This is a genomic window from Hydrogenophaga sp. GW456-12-10-14-TSB4, from assembly GCF_059424305.1.
Window position 1 is genome coordinate 1 of sequence record NZ_JBWKZH010000140.1, and the last position, 2,346, is coordinate 2,346.

Consider the following 2,346-nt stretch of genomic DNA (forward strand, 5'->3'; position numbering starts at 1 on the left):
GGTGGGCGGTCGGTGCGGTGCCGGTGTCATGGCAGTGCACGCAGACGTCCAGGCTCGCCAGGTCCTGGGCGTATTCGAAAGACGCCTGCAGGCCATCGAGCCATTGCAGTGCGGGTGTGTGCGACTGGAAGACCATCGCACCCCGGTAGACGATGGTGTTGCCCCGGCGTTCGCCCTGGCCCCGACTGCGCGTGGTGACGGTGCCAGCGCTCAGGAAGAGCGCGCCGCGGCCTCGCCATTGGTAGCGGCCATCGGGACCGAGGTGGCCGATGAAGCTGCAGGCCGCGCTGCCCGGACCGAGCCGGGCGGAGCTCAGCGTGGCGCTGAAACTGATCTCCATGCGGGGGCCGTCGGGTGCGGGCCGCAGCACGCGCCGCGATTCAACACGGCCTTGAAGGCGCAGGAGCAAGGTGTCGTCGGTGGGGGAGGCAGACATGGGCGCTGAAGTGGTGGCACTGGCCGCCGAGTATGGGAACGGGGTCTCCTGCACTCCATGCCCGAGACCGCATGGTGCTGATCCGCTCAACGCATGGACTGGGCGCCCGGGTGCTCGGGATACTGGGCCGCACCATGAACCCACCGATGCCCAAACCCCGCCTGTTGATCGCGCGCGCCGTCTTTCCCGAGGTGATCCAGCGGCTGGAGGCGTGTTTCGAGGTCGACAGCAACCAGGCCGACACCGTGCTGGATGCCGCTCAGCTGGCCGAGCGGCTCCGGGACAAGCAGGCGCTGCTGTCCACGGCGGGGGATGTGATCGATGCGCCCTTGCTGGCGCGCTGCCCCTCGCTGCGCATCTGCGCCAACCTTGCCGTGGGCTTCGGCAACCTGGACCTGGCCGCGATGGCGGTGCGCGGCGTCGTGGCCACGCACACGCCCGGTGTCTTGACCGAGACCACCGCCGATTTCGGCTTCGCGCTGCTGATGGCGGCGGCGCGGCGACTGGGCGAAGGGGAGCGCTGCGTGCGCGAGGGCCGGTGGACGAAATGGTCTTTCGACTTCATGGCCGGACGCGACATCCAGGGCAGCACGCTCGGCATTCTGGGCATGGGCCGCATCGGGCAGGGCGTGGCACGCCGTGGCGCGCAGGGCTTCGGCATGCCCGTGATCTACCACAGCCGCACGCGCCTGGCGGCGGCGGACGAGGCCGCCTTGCCGGCCCGTTTTGTCGGCATGGACGACCTGTTGCAGCAGTCGGACCATCTGGTGTTGGCGTTGGCCCACAGCGCTGCCACGCACCATGTGATCGACGCGCGCGCGCTCGCGCGCATGAAGCCTGGCGCCACCCTCGTGAACATCGCGCGTGGCGGCGTGGTCGATGAAGAAGCGCTGATCGAAGCCCTGCGCAGCGGCCGCATTGCCGCTGCTGGGCTGGATGTGTTCGAGAACGAGCCGGCGGTGCACCCGGGCCTGCTGGCGTTGCCCAACGTGGTGCTGACACCGCACATGGCCAGCGCCAGCCGCGCGACCCGCCTGCGCATGGCCCACCTGGCGGCGGACAACCTGATCGGATTCTTCGAGACGGGCCGGGCCTTGACGCCCGTGCCGGCCTGACGCCCGGTGACGCTCAGAGCATCGGGCGCGCGCTGCGCGCGGTGTCCTGCAGCACCGGCAGGATGCGCTTGACCGCGACCTCGCTGGTTTCGTTGTTCATCGGCATGGTCACGCTCATCGCGCCCAGCAACTGGTCGTTGTGGTCCCACAGCGGCACGGCGATGCCCCGGTAGTTCATCTCCAGCTGCTGCTCCGAAATCGCCCAGCCCTGTTCACGCACCTGCATCAGCTGCTGGCGCAGCAGCGGTTTGTCCAGCACGGTGTGCGAGGTGAAGGGGCGCAGCGTCTGCGCCGCGAGCCAGGGCTCCCAGAAGCCGGGCCCGAGCATGCCCAGGATCACCATGCCGGCGGCCGTCAGGTGCGGCTGCACGCGCGAGCCCAGCATGTAGCCGGTGTTCAGGTGGCGTTGCGCGCCGCTGCGCGCGATGTACACCAGCTCGTCGTGGTCCAGCACCGCGGTGTAGGCGATTTCGCCGGTGCCGGCGGTCACGCGCTGCAGGTAGGGGTGCACGGCGCGCGGCAGGCGCGCCGACTCCAGGTAGGCCTGGCCCAGGCGCATCACGCGCGGCGTGAGCCAGAACAGCTTGCCGTCGGTGCTCACGTGGCCGGTGTGCACCAGCGTGAGCAGGTAGCGGCGGGTGGCGGTGCGCGTCATGCCGCAGCGCTGCGCGGCCTGGCTGGCGGTCAGGCGCGAGTGCTCGGCGTCGAAGGCTTCGATCAGGTGCAGGCCCTTCTCCAGGCCGGCGATCCAGTCGCGGCGCTCCATGTCCTGGGGGGCGGTGTAGGGCGGTGGGG

General features: G+C 70.2%; 3 protein-coding genes. 1 reads left to right on the forward strand and 2 read right to left on the reverse strand.

Annotation, left to right across the window (positions count from 1 at the left end; translation table 11 throughout):
• A partial coding sequence (locus tag AC07ZS_RS29715) for a hypothetical protein (protein WP_494802021.1) occupies window positions 1–436 on the reverse strand: 436 nt, incomplete at its 3' end.
• 146 nt (window positions 437–582) lie between these two features.
• On the opposite strand from AC07ZS_RS29715, the gene AC07ZS_RS29720 reads away from it, so the two are divergent.
• Entirely contained in the window at window positions 583–1,551 is a 969-nt protein-coding gene (locus tag AC07ZS_RS29720) for a 2-hydroxyacid dehydrogenase (protein ID WP_494802023.1), read from the forward strand.
• A 13-nt stretch (window positions 1,552–1,564) separates the two neighbouring features.
• On the opposite strand, the gene AC07ZS_RS29725 is transcribed toward AC07ZS_RS29720, so the two are convergent.
• Window positions 1,565–2,346: IclR family transcriptional regulator domain-containing protein (locus AC07ZS_RS29725; protein WP_494802022.1), on the reverse strand; the 782-nt coding region annotated here is incomplete at its 5' end.

Bases quoted from the DNA above. Each gene is read 5' to 3' on its own strand.
- AC07ZS_RS29720 (WP_494802023.1), top strand. From the start codon at position 583: ATGCCCAAACCCCGCCTGTTGATCGCGCGCGCCGTCTTTCCCGAGGTG.